Raw genomic sequence first — 16,138 nt, 5'->3', positions numbered from 1 at the left:
ACGCTCACCTCCCGGTCGAGAGAGGAGCGTCGGTGTGGCCCGCTACTCCGCCGGCAGCGGCTGCCGCAGGTCCCGCGGCGTGAACACCCCGCCCTTCGGCTCCAGCGTGATGCGCCGGTCGTGGAAGGCGTCCAGCGTCGAGCGGTGGCCGATCGACACGATCGTCGTGCCCAGGAGCTTCTCGCGCAGCATCCGGTAGATCGCCGCCTCCGAGGGCTCGTCCAGCGAGGCGGTCGCCTCGCCGAGGAACAGCCATTCCGGCTTGGCGAGCAGGGCGCGGGCGATGGCGAGGCGCTGCTGCTCGCCCCCGAGAGCCGCCGCTCCCAGGTGTCGACCTCGTCGAGGCGGTCGACCAACGGGGCCAGCTGGGCCGCCGTCAGCGCATCCTTGATCGCCGCATCGGGGAACTGGTCGACGGTGTTCGGGTAGACGACCGCGCCGCGCAACGTGCCCTGCGGGATGTAGGGCCGCTGCGGCAGCAGCAGCGCCGACTGACCGGCGGGCACGTCGACCCGGCCCTTGCCGAAGGGCCAGATCCCCGCGATCGCGCGGAACAGGGTCGACTTGCCCGAGCCGGACGGACCGGTGACCAGGGTCGCACCGCCGCGCGGCAGCGTCAGCGCGTCGGCGGTGACGATCGGCCGCCCGTCCGGAAGCGCGAGGACGAGCCCGCGCGCGGTGACGTCGCCGGTGCTGTCGTTGCCCTGCACGAGGCCGTAGCCCGCCGCCTCCAGCGCCTCCGCCTTGGTCATCGCCCGGCGGAAGGAGCCGAGACGGATGGTGTTGGCCTTGTAGGCGGCCAGCGTCGTGTAGGAATCCACGAAGAACGACAGCGAGCTCTGCACCTGCCCGAAGGCCTGCGAGGTCTGCTGGAGAGCGCCCAGAGTGATCTTCTTGGCGAAGAACGACGGCGCCGCCAGCACCATCGGGAAGATCACGCTGGCCTGCCGGTAGCTGAACGTGAAGGCGATCAGCTTGATGCGGCGGAAGATGATGCCGATGTAGTTATCGATGACGCTGTGGAACAGCGTCGCGAGCCGCGAGGCCTCCGCCCGCTCGCCGCGCAGCAGCGCGATCTGCTCGGAATAGATGCGGTTGCGGGCAAGCGCGAAACGGAAATTCGCCTCGACCTGCTCCTGCCGGAAGTCGAGCCCGATGAGCGGCCGGCCGATCAGGTGGGTGAGCCAGGTGCCGACCACCGCGTAGGCGATCACCAGCCAGACCAGGAAGCCCGGGATTACCGCGTCGGTGAACGGCACGACGAAGTCGCGCGACAGGGTCCAGAGGATCACGATGAACGAGACGAGCTGCGCGGCTTGGCTGAGAAGCCGGATCGACAGCGTCGTGGTCTGCACGATGAAACTGTTGACGTCGGCCTGGATGCGCTGATCCGGGTTGTCCGCCTCCTCGTCGGTGAACGGGATCCGGTAATGCGTGCCGTTGCCGAGCCAGCGCTCGTACAGGCTGTGGGTCAGCCACGTGCGCCAGCGGATCAGCAGCGAGGAATCCACGAACAGGTCGAACATGCCGATGGCGATGTTCATCGTGGCGAGCGGCACGAACACCCAGAGCAGCTGGTACCAGAAGGCGTTCGCGTCGTATTCCTGCAGTGAGTTGTAGATGTCGCGGTAGAAGAAATTGAACCGCAGCGTCAGCGCGACATCGGCGAAGTTCACGAAGATCGAGAGCGCGACGAGGTTGCGGCCGATCCGGCCCTCGGTGGTGCCGAACCAGCGGAACAGGCCGATCTCCTTGGTCGGCTTGTCGCGGTTGGCGAAGTACGGGTCGGCAATGTTGGTGATCGCCCGGATTGGTTCGAGATACGAGATGCCGAGCACGATGGCGGCGAACACCACGGCGCCGGTGGCGGCGAAGGCCGGGGGCAGAAGCGCCGCGATCACCGGCGGCAGCAGGCCCATCGCCGCGATGGTCTTCGACCCGGCGAGCAGCAGGTAGCCGACGCCGTAGACTGAGACGAAGACCTTCAGATAGGCCGAGATGCGGTTGGACGCGATCAGGATCGCCGCCATGGCGAAGCCGGCCAGCGAGACGTAGAGCGGCGGGCTTGGAATACCGGGAACCGCCAGCAGGATCAGCGCGGCGACGGCCGTGAGCACGGCCTGGATTCCGAGCCCGGTCCTGAGTGCAGCCACGCGTCGATCCCCCGTCCCGTTCGCACCCGGTCAGGGGCGCAACCCGGCGGCCTTGGCCCCGGCTGATGGCGAGATAGTGGCACTGGCCCCGCGCTGTCGCGTGAAACTTTCGTCACGTTGACGCGCTGCGGCGATTTAGGCCGTTGGCGCGCCTACCAGTTCCATTCCTCGAAGCCCGGCTCGCGGCACCGATAGCCGATCGGGCATTGCGGGTTGTCGCGGGTTGGCGCGAAGCGCAGCTCCGCGATCTCGGAGCCGCTGCACTGTCCTGGCCCGCTGACGAAGCGCTCTGGGGCGGCGCCAGCGACGATCACAACATCGCCCTCGCCCTTCACCAGCGCCATCGCCTCCGCGCAGGTCATCCGGGCGGTGACCGAGCCGCGCGGCGCGCGCGGTTGCGCAAACGCCCCCGTCCCGGCCGCGACGGCGGCAAGGTGCGAGCACAGCAAAGCGAGGGCCAAAGGCCTCATCAAGAACGGATTCCAACACGGACCCGGGAAGAAAGCCCACGGGCGTCGCACCATCCTGCACGGGCCGGCTGCCGGAGACTGTCACCGGAATGCGCCACCGCACGGCTTTCGCCGTCGGACCGCCGCAATCGGCGGATTATGAGATTTTCGGACCGCCGCGAAGCGTTGCACACTCCGAACCGGGGCCGCCTGCGCGGGCGACCTCGGCAAAGCGTCGCGAACGGCCTTCGGCACGCGCTTCCGGCGCCCGGCGTGCCGGTCGACCTGCGTCGGAGCCAAGGGATCCAACGATGTCCGCCCTCTCGATCCTTGACGTCTCTGCGGTGCGCGCCGCGCCCGTATCCCGGGAGCCCTACGCCTATACCCTCGGGAACAACGTGCTCAACCCGGACGCGATCGGCGACATTCGGCGCGACTTTCCCAATATCGGCAAGCCCGGTTACCTCACCGTCGACGAGGTCGCCCTCAAGGGCCGGTTCAAGGCGCTGATCGACGAGCTGGAGAGCGACGAATTCTCCGCGATCCTCGGCGAGAAGTTCGGGATCGATCTGGTCTCGTGCCCGCGGCTCACCACGATCATGCGGCGCAGCCAGCTGAAATACGGCTCGATCCACACCGACGGCCCGTCGAAGGTGCTGACGCTCCTCGTCTACATGAACGACGCCTGGGACGCCCCCGCCGCGGGCCGCCTGCGGGTGCTCTACGACGGCAAGAACTACGAGCCTTTCGCGGTCGAGGTGCCCCCGACCATGGGCACGATGTTCGCCTTCCAGAGGGCCGACAATTCCTGGCACGGCCACGAGCCGTTCGAGGGCGAGCGCCGCGTGGTGCAGGTCGCGTGGCTCAAGGACGCGTCGGAGCTGGAGCGCAAACGCAAGCGCAACCGCACGGCACAGTTCCTGAAGGGCATCTTCGGCCGCTGATCGGACATTTGGGGGGTGGACGATGGGGGCGTTGGTGCTGGCCGATCCGGGAGGCGGAGCGCATTCCGGATCCGGGCGTCGCTATGCGTTGCCGGCGCTGCTCATTCTCGGCTGGATCGGCCTCTTCGCCTACAGCGCCGCCTACCTGACCGAGGACCTGCCCTTCCGCTCGCAGCCGCCCGAGGCGACCGCCTCGGCAGACGCCGCCGCGCAGCGGGCACCATCGAGCCGGATCGTGATGCTCGATACGCCCGATCTGCCGACCCTGGCTACGCCTCCCGAGACAAAGTCGACGCCCGCGCCGAGCGTGCCGGCCACGCCCGCGCCGGCGCCGCTCCCGATCGCTCGACCCGCTCCGGCCTCAGCCCCGATCAGTGCCGAATACGTTGGCGTCTGGGGTCCGACTCCCGAGGCCTGCGGGTCCCGCTCGAGGCGGCGGGGCTATATTCCGGCGACGATCACGCAGGATCGCGCGCGGGCCGGCCGCACGGTCTGCACCTTTCACGACACCCGCCGCAGCGGGAGCGCCTGGATCACGTCGGCCGAGTGCAGTGATCGCGGCCGCCACTGGTCCTCGCAGGTCCGCCTGAGGGTGGAGGGCGATCACCTGACTTGGTCGAGCAGCCGCGGCACCTCGGCATATATCCGCTGCAGCCGCCGCGCCGGTTGAGCGTCACGGTCCGGGGGCGACCAGCCCCGCAGCCTGCAGGACGATCCGCGCGGCGGCCCGGCTGGGCGTGTCCGCAGCCGCGAGCCGCATGCGACCGTCGATCCGGGCGAGCGCGGCGAGCTGCGCGTCCCGGGCGGCGCCGCCAGACAGGAGGGGCTGCAGGGCCTCCGCGAGGCGCGCGGGCGTGCAATCGGCCTGGACGAATTCCGGCATGGCGTTCTCGGCGAGGATCAGGTTCGGCAGCACGATGGTCGGAACCTGAATCAGGCGGCGGGCGATGAACTCCTCGGCCCGCGAGACCTTGTAGGCGACGACCATCGGGACGCCCGCGAGCGCCAGCTCCAGCGTCACCGTCCCCGAGGCGGCAAGCGCCGCGCGGGCCCCGCGGAACGCGGCGTATTTCGGTGCCTCGCCGGTGACGATCCGAACCGGGACCGGCCAATCCGCCGCCAAGCGCTCGATCAGGGCGCGGTGACGCGTCACGGCCGGCAGCGAAGCCTCGATGGGCAGCGTGCGACCGACCTGGGCCAGCACCTGCCCGAAGACCGGCATCAGCCGCTCGATCTCGGATCGGCGCGACCCGGGCAGCACCGCGAGGCTGTAGGGCTGCGCCTCGCGGCGCCCCAGTTCGGGATCGTTGGGACGCAGTTCCGACAGGCGCTCGATCAGCGGATGCCCGACATAGGTGCAGGGCGGCCCGCCGAGCCGCAGATGCGCGTCCGGCTCGAACGGAAGCAGGGCCATGACATGGTCGATGAAGGGCCGCATCCCCTTCGCCCGCCAGGGACGCCACGCCCAGACGCTGGGCGAGACGTAGTCGATGATCGGGATGCCGGGCGCGGCCTTCCGCACCCGCTTCGCCACCGCGTGGGTGAAGCCGGGGCTGTCGATGATCACCAGCACGTCCGGCCGGGCGCGCACCGCGGCCTCCGCGGTCTCGCGGATGCGGCGCAGCAGCGTCCGCGCCCGGGCGAGCACCGGCAGGTAGCCCATCACCGCCACGTCATCGAGGGGGAACAGGGACGTGAACCCGGCCTCCGCCATGGCCTCGCCGCCGACACCGCCAAAGGCGAGGTCCGGCGCCGCCGCCTGCAGCGCCCGCATCAGCTTGGCCCCGAGCTGGTCGCCGGAATCCTCTCCGGCGACGAGCCAGATCGTGCGGGACGGAGGGGTGCTCACGGCGCGCTCCCGTAGCCGGTCACGAACAGCCCGAGGCGGTCGGCCTCCGCGGCGGTGGCCTCACGGTCGATCACCAGGGTCCCGCCAGCCTCCAGCGCGAGGCCGACGCAGCCGGCCCGGGCCGCGTTCCGGACCGTGCGTGGGCCGACCGCCGGCAGGTCCACGCGCAGGTCCTGGCCGGCCTTGGGCGCCTTCACCAGCACGGTCGCCGGCAAGGGCCGCCCGAAGCCAAAGGGCCGTCGCCCGAGGGCGCGCGCCCGGGCGAGCATCCGGTCGGTGCCCTCCGGCCCCTCGACGGCGAGCACCCGGTCGCCCGCGACCGCCGTCGCCTGGCCGAGATCGTAGGGCGACAGGGCCGACAGCACGGCGCGCCCGGTCCGGATCGAGGCGGATGCCTCCGCGTCCGGCGCCCGGCGGCCGATGTGCCCCTCAGGGCAGAGCAGGTCCGGCGCAGCCTCGTGGACGCCGAGGACCCGGTGTCCCTCCTCCTCGACGAGGGACAGGGCGGCGCGGAGCAGGCGGTCGTCACCCCCGCCCGCGATGGCGCGCAGGGCCTCGCGGTTGCGCAGGGCGGCGCCGGCGTTGAGGATGGCGGCCGGGCTCGGGCGGGAGACGCCGCCGGCCGGCACGACCATGGCCGGCCCCCAACGGCGCAGCAGCTTCAGCGTCGCCGCGAGATCGAGGAGATCGACGGTCGCGTCGGCGCTGGCGCGCAGGGTCCGCCCGGTGAAGCCGCGCAACGCGATCACTCGGAACGGCCGGCGGGCCCGGCGGAGCGACTCGGCGACGAGTTCCGGCAGACGGCCGGCCCCGGCGATCAGGACGAGGGCCCCCTCGGGCGCGGGATCGGCCATCGCCATGCCCTGCGCCGGTCAGGCGGCGCTGATCGGGGTCGGCACCTCGCGCGGCGTGCAGATCGAACGCTTGCCGCCGACGCGGATGAAGTCGAGGATCTCCCGCACCGCCGTGTGGGACTCGAAGGTCGCCGCGACGTCCTCGACGCGCTCCATCAGCGTGCCCTCGGGGGCGAAGAGCAGGCGGTAGGCCCGCCGCAGCGCGTGGATGTCCTCCCGCGCGAAGCCGCGGCGCTGCAGCCCGATGATGTTGAGCCCCGAGAGGGTGGCGCGGTTGCCGAGCACCATGCCGTACGGGATGCAGTCGTTCTCCAGGCCGGAGAGGCCGCCCACGAAGGCATGCGCCCCGACGCGGGCAAACTGGATCACCGCGGCCCCGCCCCCGAGGATCGCGTAGTCGCCCACCGAGCAATGACCGGCCAGCATCACGTTGTTCGAGAAGATCACGTGGTCGCCGACGCGGCAATCATGGCCGACATGCGAATTCGCCAGGAAGGTGCAATGGTCGCCGACCAGGGTCTCCAGCCCGCCGCCGCTGGTGCCGGGATTCATGGTGACGCCCTCGCGGATCAGGCAGTCGGAGCCGATCGTGAGGGTCGAGGCCTCGCCGCGGTACTTCAAATCCTGAGGCGGATGCCCGATCGACGCGAAGGGGAAGATCCGGGTGCGGGGACCGACATGGGTGCGACCCGCCAGCACGACATGGCTGACAAGCTCGCAATCGCGGCCGAGCACCACCTCGGCGCCGACATGGCAGAACGGGCCGATCCGCGCCCCGTCGCCGATCTCGGCGCCGGGCTCGATCACGGCGCTCGGATGGATGAACGGCGCGCTCACTCCGTCACCAGCATGGCGCCGATCTCGGCCTCCGCAACCAGCGTCCCGTCGACCCGGGCCTCGCCGCGGAACCACCACATGGTCCGGCGCTGGTTCATCTTCGTCATGTGGAAGCGCACCTGGTCGCCGGGGGTGACGGGCTTGCGGAACTTGCACTTGTCGATGGTCATGAAGAACACCTGCTTGGTGCGCAGCTCGTCGGTCCGGATGTGACGGCAGCAAATGGCGCCCGCCGTCTGCGCCATGCCTTCGATCAGGAGCACGCCGGGGAAGACCGGCAGGCCCGGGAAATGTCCCATGAACTGCGGCTCGTTGGCGGTGACGTTCTTGATGCCGACGCAGGATTCGTCGCGGTCGATCTCGACGATGCGGTCCACCATCAGGAATGGATAGCGGTGCGGCAGCAGCTCCAGCAGCGTCTGGATATCGGCTGTGCCCAGCTCGCCGCCGGTCTCGCGCGCCGCCTCACTCATCAGATTCCGCACCTCGACGTGCCGCCCGAGGCGGCCTGGGATCCGACCGCCGACGGCGGACGGATCGCCCTCTTCGGAAGAAATCGCCGAAAGCGCAAGGTCTTCCCGGTCATGCGCTCGCGGCAAGCCCGGTCCCTGACACTCGGACGAGGCCGGCCCGCGCCGGAAGGACGGGCGCCCTGCCCCTCGTCCTCAGGTTCAGAAGCATTACGGAGACCTTCAGGGAGGGGCCGGCAGTCCTTGTGATCTCCCGACCCGCGTTCGCGCCGGCTGCGGCACAGGATCCTGAGGCTACGATTCCTCGCCGGCCGCGTCCTTTCCGGAGCGCTCGGCAAGACGGGCCAGCGTCGTCAATTCACGGAACCAGGCCCGCACCGGCTTGGCGGGGGTTCCGCCCCAGCGGCTGCCCGGCGGGACATCGCGATTGACGTTGGAGGAGCCGGCGATCTGGGATCCCCGGCCGATGCGCAGGTGGCCGACGACGCCGACCTGGCCGCCGAGGACGACGTAATCCTCCAGCGTCGCCGAGCCCGAGATGCCGACGCCCGACACGATCACGCAGTGGCGCCCGATCACGACGTTGTGAGCAATCTGCACGAGGTTGTCGATCTTGGTCCCCTCCCCGATGACCGTGTCGCGCGAGGCGCCCCGGTCGATCGTGGTGTTGGCACCGATCTCGACATCGTCCTGGACGATCACGCGCCCGATCTGCGGCACCTTGAGATGGCTCGCGCCCATGGCGAAGCCGAAGCCGTCCTGGCCGAGCCGCGCCCCCGGATGCACGATCACCCGGTTGCCGAGAAGTGCGTGGCTGAGGGTCGTGCCCGCGCCGATCGCGCAGTCGCGGCCGATGCGCACGCCCGGACCGATCACCGCGTTGGGGCCGATCACCGTGCCGGTGCCGATCTCCGCGCCGGGGCCGATGACCGCGCCGGGATCGACCGCGACGCCCTCCTCGAGCCGCGCGTCCGGATGGACGTGGGCGCCCGGCGCGATGCCGCGGGCCCCGAATTGCGAGCCGGGGCGCAATGCGTCCGGATGCAGGCGGCCGAGCAGCACCGCGTAGGCCCGGTAGGGATCGCGGCTGATCAGGGAGACGGTTCCCGCCGGGCAGCGTGCCGCGAAGCGGGGAGACCAGACAGGCACCCGCCCGCGTGGCGGCGAGGGCGTCGCCGTAGCGGGCATTGTCCATGTAGGCGAGTTCGCCGGGACCGGCGCTCTCCAGCGGCGCGGCGCCGCCGAGCCTGAAGTCCGGGTCCGCACCCTCCGGGAGGGTCGCGCCGGCAACTGCCGCGACCTCGGCGAGGGTCAGGCCGCCCGCGGCGGTGAAGAAGATAGGATCTGACATGTTCGACAACGCGTCGGCCGGGACAAACCGGCCGACGCGCGAGATTTTTATCAGAAGCGCGAGCCGCCGGAGAAGCGGAACGCCTGCGTCTGATCCTTGCCGACGTGCCCGTACTTGCCGAGGATCGGCACGTAGACCGCGATGCCCTCATCCTTCGTCAGAGCGTAGGCGTAGTCGAAGCGGATCGGGCCGAGCGGCGAGTTCCACAGGATGGACGCACCGACCGAGGAGCGGATCGTGGCGCTGTCGCGGACGTTCACGCATTCCGGCTCGACGCCGACGTTGAAGGCGTTGAAGTTGCAGCGCCCGGTGATCGGCGACGTGCCGTTGATGAAGCCGTCGCCGTTCACGTCGAAGTTGCGGCGGCTGTTGTAGCCGAACAGCGTGCCGGCGTCGGCGAAGAGCGCGCCCTTCAGGCCCAGATCGCGCGGAACGAGGGGCAGCGGGAACTGCACTTCGAGGGTACCGCCGATATAGGTCGAGCCGCCGATCGCGTTCGAGCGGGCGTCGGCGATGCCGACGTCGCGCGGGCCGATGCCGTTGGGCGCGAAGCCGCGGACCAGCGACGGGCCGAGGAAGAACTCGTCGGTCACCCGCAGCGGCTTGCCGTCGATCGCCGAGATGTGGCCGCCCTGGAACCGGACGAAGCCGACCACGTCCTCGAAGATCTCCTTGTAGTACCGCGCATCGGCGGTCACGCGGAAGAACTTGGAGTCGCCGCCCAGGCCCGCGACGTCGGGCTTCAGCTCGGCATAGAGGCCGTTACGCGGCGCGCCGATCACGTCGAGCGTCGAGTAGGCGAGCGTCAGGCCGGCCAGCGAGGTCAGAGTGTTGCCCTGCGAGCCCTTGATGGCGATCGACGCCTCGCCGTCATACGCGCAGTTCGGGTAGAGCGCCGGCCGCCGATGTTGCGGCCCGTGTTCGGGTCGATCGTGCCCGCCGCGTAGGTCGCGGTGTAGCCGGGGATCGGGATCGAGCAGTCGTTGTACGGCCGCTTGAGGGTGTTCGGCACCTTCAGCTCGGTGTTGTACAGCGAGTAGCGCAGGGTGATGCCGAACTCCTCGGTGATCGGCAGGCCGAGGCGCAGCTGGCCGCCGTACACCGTGGTCTCGTAGCGCGAGTACCGGGTCAGGTCGGAGTACTTGTAGAAGGCATCGAAGCCCGCCGCGAGGCGGTAGCCGAGGAAGTACGGCTCGGTGAAGGAGAAGTCGACGCCGCGCGAGTACTGGCCACCCGTGCCGGCGAGGCGGACGTACTGGCCGCGACCGAGGAAGTTCGACTCGGAGACCGAGACCTCGCCGATGATGCCGTCCTGGGTGGAGTAGCCGCCCGCCACCGAGAACGAACCCGTGGGCTGATCCTCAACGTCGATGTTGATGACCACGCGGTCCGGGGCGGAGCCCGGCTCGTTGGAGAAGCGGACCTTCTTGAAGAAGCCCAGGCCGTTCAGCCGCCGCTCGGCGCGGTCGGTCAGCACCCGGTTGTAGGCATCGCCCTCGGCGATATCGAGCTCGCGACGGATGACGTAGTCGCGGGTCCGGGTGTTGCCGCGGATGTTGATCCGCTCGACGTAGACGTGCGGGCCGTCCTCGACCACGAAGCCGAGGGAGACCTGGTGGCTCCCCGGGTCGCGCTGGCCGGTCGGGCGGACCTGCGCGAACGGGTAGCCGGCGCGGTTGACCTGACGGGTGACGTTGTTGAGCGTCTTCTCGACGTCGTCCGCGTTGTAGACGTCGCCCACGGCGGTGGCGACGTCGCTGTTGAGCTGCGCGGTGTCGAGGCCCGGAAGGCGGGAATCCACCTGCACGGCGCCGACCTTGTACTGCTCGCCCTCGCTCACCGTGACGGTGATGACGTAGCCCGAGGTCTCGCCCTCGACGTAGCGCGCGTCGGCGCTGACCACCTGGAAGTCGGCGTAGCCGTTCTTCAGGTAGTAGCGGCGGACCTGATCGAGGTCGTTGGTGATGCGGTCGGGATCGTAGACGTCGGAGGTCTTGATGAACGACAGGAAGTTCATCTCCGAGGAGCTCATCAGCCCCTTCAGCGTCCGCTCCGAATAGGCGTTGTTGCCGACGAAATTGATCGAGATGATGCCGGTCTTATCGCCTTCGTCAATCTGGTAGATCACGTCGACGCGGCCGTTGGGCAGATCAACCGTGCGGTAGGTAACCTTGGCGGTGCCGCGGCCGAAGCGCTTGTAGACGTCGCGGATGCGGGCGAGGTCGGCGTTGATGATCGCCTCGCTGTACGGGCCGCGGGCCTTGGCCTCGACGATCCCCTCGAGGGTCGCCTTCTCGACCTTCTTGTTGCCCTCGAAGACCACCCGGTTGATCAGGTTGTTCTCGCGGACGGTCACCACCGTGCGCCCGCCCGACTGAGCGACCTTCACGTCCGAGAACATGCCGCTCGCCAGCAGGTTGCGGCGGGCCTCCTCGGCGGAGCCGGAGGCCGTTCCGGTCACGTAGGACCGGATCGTATCTGCATCGACGCGCTGGTTGCCCTGGACGACGATCTGCTGCGCCTGAGCGGCTCCGCTCAGGACAACGCCAAGACCCGCGGTGACTAGGACGATGGTTCTCCGCACCGACTTGCGTCGGCGCTTCCCCGTCAACGACATCATGCAATCGCCCGTTTCTGTTCTGGTCGCGGGGGTTAGCCCGTCTCAGGCGACCGTTGACCGGTCGTCCCGTCACCTGGTCCAAGCGTGGCTTCGGTCCAAGCGTAGCTCTTAGCGGGATTCCCCTGCCAAGCAAACGCGCGGGAGGCCATCGTCAGGGGATTTTGGGGGTCGTGGCCTTCGCGCCACTTAACGGTGCGGTCAGCCTGTGGGCAAACCGCAAATCGTGGTGAACGACCCGTAAACGCTTGCGACGACGAGCCTTTTCAGACCCGTCGTCGCCCCTGCGAACGCAGCGTTAACCGAGATTTCGACCCGCGCGAGGGCCTGTTCAGGGCGGTCTCCTGGCGAGATCGCGGCGGGAATGGGGCATCCTTTCCCGTGGACCACGGACAGGATACCCAAGCGGCCGCCCGAGGCGGCGGCGCGTCAGGTGTTCCGCCAGGACGCGCCGAGGTTGAGGATGTCGTTCCAAGCCGCGAACAGCATCAGCATCAGGACCAGGGCGAGGCCGATGCGGAAGCCGATCTCCTGGGCGCGCTCGCTCAGCGGACGGCCGCGCACCACCTCGAAGGCGTAGAACAGCAGGTGGCCGCCATCGAGCAGCGGCACCGGGAAGAGGTTCAGGAGGCCGATCGAGACGGAGAGCAGCGCGATCAGCCCGACGAGGCCGCCGACACCGCCGGTCTTGGCGACCTCGCCGGAAACGCGGGCGATGCCGATTGGGCCGGAGAGCTGGTCGGCGGATTCGCGGCCGGTGGCGAGCTTGCTGAGATACGAGAAGGTGCGCTCGGCGACGAAGTAGGTCTCGCGCACCCCGAGATCGAGTGAATCGAGCGCCCCGTAGCGGACCAGCCGGGCTTCCGAGCCGGCGGGCGAGCGTATGCCGAGGCGGCCGATCCGGTGACGGCCGAACGGCGTCTTGTCCTCGAAGGTGGCCGGCGTCGCCTGGATGGTGATCGACTGATCGTTGCGCTCGACCGTGAAGGTCAGCGGCGTCCCGGCGCTGCCGGTCACCGTCCGGTACATGGCGTTGAAGTCGCCGATCTTCTCGCCGTCGATGGCGGTGATCACGTCGCCCGGCTGGAAGCCGGCCTGGGCGGCGACGCTACCCGGCTCCACCGACGAGACCCGGGCGGGCAGCTCGTAGCGGCCGCCGAGCCAGATCGCCCCGGCGAAGAGCAGGATCGCCAGGATGAAGTTCGCCACCGGCCCGGCGGCGACGATCGCGGCGCGCTTGGATACCGGCTGGGTCGGGAAGCTGATCGCCCGCTCCTGCGGGCTCATCCGGGCGACCGCCTCCGGATCGGGCATGCTCGCCCCGTTCACGTCGCCGTGGAACTTGACGTAGCCGCCCAGCGGGATCGCGCAGAGCTTCCAGCGGGTGCCGCGGCGGTCGTTGAAGCCGAACAGCTCCGGGCCGAAGCCGAGCGAGAAGGCGTGCACGCCGACTCCGCACCAGCGCCCGACCAGGAAGTGGCCCATCTCGTGCACGAACACCACGACGGTGAGCACGAACAGGAACGGGATCACGGCGCCGAAGAAGCCGCCGGCGGTGCCGGTCATCGCGTTGAGGAAGTCCATAAGCCGTTCCCTGGCCGTCTTCGCGCCGGCTTCTCGGGCCAGGCATCGAACCGTTCTAGCAGATCGGGGCTGCCCCCTGCCAACGCAATCCTGCGCGCAGGCTGCCGAAGGTCGCACGCGCCGTCCGATTCCGCACGCTCCGATCGCGCCTGCCGGACGGGAGCGTCAGTGGCCGCCACCCCGCCCGCCACGGCGTTCGGGCGGCGGATCAGCGGCACGGCGCAGGCGATCGCCAGGAACAACGCCGTGAGCGCGAGGAACACGTCCTCGAAGGCCATCACCAGACCCTGGATCCGCACCGTGTTGGTCATCGCCTGCAGCGCCATGCCGGGCGCGGCGCTGCCGTAGGAATCGAAGCCGCGCTGCAGCGTGTCGAGGCGCTCCAGCGCGGCCGTGTTCGCCCAGGTGAAGCGCTCGTGAAGCCGGGTGAGATGGAGGTCCCAGCGATCGTTGAGGATCGTGTTGATCAGCGCGAGGCCGACCGCGCCGCCGAGGTTGCGCGTCAGGTTGAACAGGCCCGACGCGTTCTTCATGCGCGCCGGCGGCAGCGTGCCCAGCGCGATGTTGTTGATCGGGATCATGCACAGCATCAGCGAGCAGCCGCGCAGGATCTGCGGCAGCAGCAGCTCGTAGAAGTCCCAGTCCTTGGTGAGACCGGTGACGATCCAGGTCCCGCAGGCGAAGCCGACGAAGCCGAGCCCCATCATGAGGCGCGGATCGACCTTGCCGGACAGGCGGCCCGCGATCGGCGCCGTCGCGAACATGCACAGGCCGGAAACGAACATGGTCTCGCCGATCATCAGCGCCGAGTAGCCGCGCACCCGGGCGAGATAGACCGGGTAGATGTAGGTCAGCCCGTAGAGGCCAATGCCCAGCACGAAGCTGGCGACGCAGCCGCTGGCAAAATTCCGGTCCGAGAAGGCGCGCAGGTCGACGATCGGTTGCTTGGCGGTGAACACCCGCCAGAAGAACAGCAGCGCCGAGGTCCCGCAGATCACCGCGCAGGTGAAGACAGCCTCGTCCTGCAACCAGTCGTGGTTCGGGCCCTCCTCCAGAACGTATTCGAGGCAACCGAGGAACCCGGCCATGAAGGCCAGCCCGGCCCAATCGAACGATTTGATCAGGCCGTAATTGGGCTCGCCGAAATCGACCAGGATCCAGGTCGAGACCGTCACGAAGATGCCCGGCACGACGTTGATCAGGAACAGCCAGTGCCAGGACATCAGGTCGGTGAGATAGCCGCCCACGGTCGGGCCGATCGTCGGCGCCAGCGTCGCCACGAGGCCGATCATCGGCGAGACGATGGTCCGCTTTGAGGGCGGGAAGATCGTGAAGGCCGCGGCGAAGACGGTGGGGATCATGCCACCGCCGATGAAGCCCTGGGCGGCCCGCCAGACGATCATCTCGCCGATCGACGAGGAGGTGGCGCACATCAGGCTCATGGCGGTGAAGCCGCCGGCCGAGATCGCGAACATCCAGCGCGTGGAGAGCACCCGCGACAGGGTGCCGGAGAGCGGAATCGAGATCACCTCGGCGACGAGGTAGCTGGTCTGAACCCAGGGGATCTCGTCGCCCGAGGCGGAGAGGCCGGCTTGGATCTCGTTCAGGGAGGCCGAGACGATCTGGATGTCCAGGATCGCCATGAACATCCCGAAGACCATGCAGAGGAACGCCACCATGCGGCGGCGGTCCAGCGGCGGCTCGGCGGCGCGCGCCGGCGCGCCCGCGGGGATGGCGGCGGCGGTGGCCACGGCCTGCCTCAGCGGCTAGCGGTGCTGACCGGCCGGTCGCCGGCGGCCCGGTCCAGCACGGATCGGTCCGCACCAACGCGGGTATCGACCCGCACCACCGCCGACAGGCCCGGCCGCAGCAGACCCTCGCGGGCGACGTCCTCGGGCACGCGCACCCGCACGGGCAGACGTTGGACGATCTTGGTGAAGTTCCCCGTCGCGTTGTCGGGCGGCAGCAGGCTGAACACCGAGCCGGAGGCGGGCGAGAACGACTCGACCACGGCGTGGATCTCGCGGTCCGGATAGGCGTCGACCGTGACCGTGACCGGCTGGCCGGGACGCATGCGCTGAACCTGCGTCTCCTTGAAGTTCGCGTCGATCCGCACGCTCTGGAGCGGCACGAGGGCGGCGATCCGGGTGCCGGGCGACACGTAGGCGCCCGCCTCGACGGCCTTGTTGCCGACCACGCCGTCGAACGGCGCGCGGATCACCGTGAAATCGAGATCGCGCCGGGCCCGGTCGACGGCGGTGCGCAGCTCCGCCGCGAGGCTCTCCGCCTCGCGCTTCTGCGCCTGCAGAACGTCGACATTGGCCCGGGCCGCGACGAGGCCGGCCTCCATGGCCTTGACCGAAGCCTCGGTCCGGTCGCGGTCGGCGCGGGTCTGGTCGATGCGGGACTTGGCGACGTAGTCCGCCTGCATCTGCGTCGCCCGGGTGAAGTCCGCCTGGGCGCGGACGGCGTCGGCGCGGGTCGCGTCGAGCTGCGCGGCAGCCTGGGCGACCTGCGCCTGCGCCGCCTCGGCCTGCCGGCCGATCCGCGCGATCGTGCTCTCCTGGGTCGCGAGCTTGTCCTGCGCGGCCTGGAGCGCGAGGCGGTAATCGCCGTCGTCGAGCTTGGCGATGACGGCGCCCTTCTTCACCGACAGTCCGTTCACCACCGGGACGGCCTCGAGATAGCCCGGCACCTTCGCGGCCAGCACCGAGATATCGGCCTGGACGTAGGCGTCGTCAGTGGCGACGAAGAACCGTCCGACGGTCCACCATTGCCAGCCCTCATAGGCACCGCCCGTGAGTGCGGCGGCCAGCACTCCGAGCAGGACGAGCCTCCTGAGGGGCCGTTTGCGCCGCGGCGCTTCCGAAGGCGCCACCGCGCTTGCCGGCGCAGCCGTCGCGGAGACCGGCGCACGGGGCGCCGCATGCTCCGCGCGCTCGTCCGCGCCGGTCTCGGCAGGGTTCTCGATACCGGATGTGGGCCGATCCGCGTCCTCGCGAAGGGACATCTCAGCGCCTCAAGGTGACT

General features: G+C 69.6%; 10 protein-coding genes and 3 pseudogenes. 2 read left to right on the top strand and 11 right to left on the bottom strand.

Annotated features, from left to right (window positions below):
- Positions 1 to 42 precede the first annotated feature (42 nt).
- Together M6G65_RS31375 and M6G65_RS31370 are read right to left on the bottom strand one after the other, a co-directional pair.
- Positions 43 to 2,153 (bottom strand): annotated as a pseudogene (locus M6G65_RS31375) (ABC transporter ATP-binding protein/permease).
- 152 nt (positions 2,154 to 2,305) lie between these two features.
- The gene (locus tag M6G65_RS31370; protein WP_238194101.1) at positions 2,306 to 2,623 is read right to left on the bottom strand and encodes a hypothetical protein; all 318 of its coding nucleotides are present in this window, start codon (positions 2,621 to 2,623) and stop codon (positions 2,306 to 2,308) included.
- A 290-nt stretch (positions 2,624 to 2,913) separates the two neighbouring features.
- Here M6G65_RS31370 and M6G65_RS31365 point away from each other — a divergent pair, with 290 nt between their 5' ends.
- Positions 2,914 to 3,546 (top strand): 2OG-Fe(II) oxygenase, encoded by a 633-nt coding sequence (locus M6G65_RS31365; protein ID WP_250103311.1) that lies wholly within the window; start codon positions 2,914 to 2,916, stop codon positions 3,544 to 3,546.
- An 88-nt stretch (positions 3,547 to 3,634) separates the two neighbouring features.
- Entirely contained in the window at positions 3,635 to 4,216 is a 582-nt protein-coding gene (locus M6G65_RS31360) for a peptidase inhibitor family I36 protein (protein WP_238194097.1), read from the top strand.
- Positions 4,217 to 4,219: 3 nt separating this feature from the next.
- On the opposite strand, the gene lpxB is transcribed toward M6G65_RS31360, so the two are convergent.
- The 9 genes and pseudogenes from lpxB to M6G65_RS31315 all read right to left on the bottom strand — a co-directional run bounded on the left by lpxB (position 4,220) and on the right by M6G65_RS31315 (position 16,118).
- Positions 4,220 to 5,320, bottom strand: a complete 1,101-nt coding sequence (gene lpxB / locus M6G65_RS31355; RefSeq protein ID WP_238194481.1) for a lipid-A-disaccharide synthase — start codon at positions 5,318 to 5,320, stop codon at positions 4,220 to 4,222.
- 71 nt (positions 5,321 to 5,391) lie between these two features.
- Complete coding sequence (locus M6G65_RS31350; RefSeq protein ID WP_238194480.1) at positions 5,392 to 6,249, bottom strand: LpxI family protein; 858 nt, start codon at positions 6,247 to 6,249, stop codon at positions 5,392 to 5,394.
- An 18-nt stretch (positions 6,250 to 6,267) separates the two neighbouring features.
- A complete protein-coding gene (gene lpxA, locus M6G65_RS31345) occupies positions 6,268 to 7,086 on the bottom strand; it encodes an acyl-ACP--UDP-N-acetylglucosamine O-acyltransferase (RefSeq protein ID WP_238194094.1) in 819 nt (272 codons plus the stop codon).
- Positions 7,083 to 7,559, bottom strand: coding sequence for a 3-hydroxyacyl-ACP dehydratase FabZ (gene fabZ, locus M6G65_RS31340; RefSeq protein ID WP_192706618.1), 477 nt, complete (start codon positions 7,557 to 7,559; stop codon positions 7,083 to 7,085). The genes lpxA and fabZ overlap by 4 nt, the downstream gene beginning before the upstream one ends.
- A 291-nt stretch (positions 7,560 to 7,850) precedes the next feature.
- Positions 7,851 to 8,907 (bottom strand): annotated as a pseudogene (gene lpxD / locus M6G65_RS31335) (UDP-3-O-(3-hydroxymyristoyl)glucosamine N-acyltransferase).
- Positions 8,908 to 8,957: 50 nt separating this feature from the next.
- Positions 8,958 to 11,527: pseudogene (gene bamA, locus M6G65_RS31330) on the bottom strand (outer membrane protein assembly factor BamA).
- A gap of 426 nt (positions 11,528 to 11,953) precedes the next feature.
- The gene (locus tag M6G65_RS31325) at positions 11,954 to 13,108 is read right to left on the bottom strand and encodes a M50 family metallopeptidase (RefSeq protein WP_250103310.1); all 1,155 of its coding nucleotides are present in this window, start codon (positions 13,106 to 13,108) and stop codon (positions 11,954 to 11,956) included.
- A complete protein-coding gene (locus tag M6G65_RS31320) occupies positions 13,087 to 14,871 on the bottom strand; it encodes a DHA2 family efflux MFS transporter permease subunit (RefSeq protein ID WP_430929583.1) in 1,785 nt (594 codons plus the stop codon). Before M6G65_RS31320 ends, M6G65_RS31325 begins: the two co-directional genes overlap by 22 nt.
- Entirely contained in the window at positions 14,868 to 16,118 is a 1,251-nt protein-coding gene (locus tag M6G65_RS31315) for an HlyD family secretion protein (protein ID WP_238194087.1), read from the bottom strand. Before M6G65_RS31315 ends, M6G65_RS31320 begins: the two co-directional genes overlap by 4 nt.
- Positions 16,119 to 16,138 lie beyond the last annotated feature (20 nt).

This window comes from Methylobacterium tardum (assembly GCF_023546765.1).
Classification (GTDB): domain Bacteria; phylum Pseudomonadota; class Alphaproteobacteria; order Rhizobiales; family Beijerinckiaceae; genus Methylobacterium; species Methylobacterium tardum.
The sequence above is the reverse complement of the archived record's forward strand: the minus strand, read 5'-3'. Positions and strand labels throughout refer to the sequence as shown.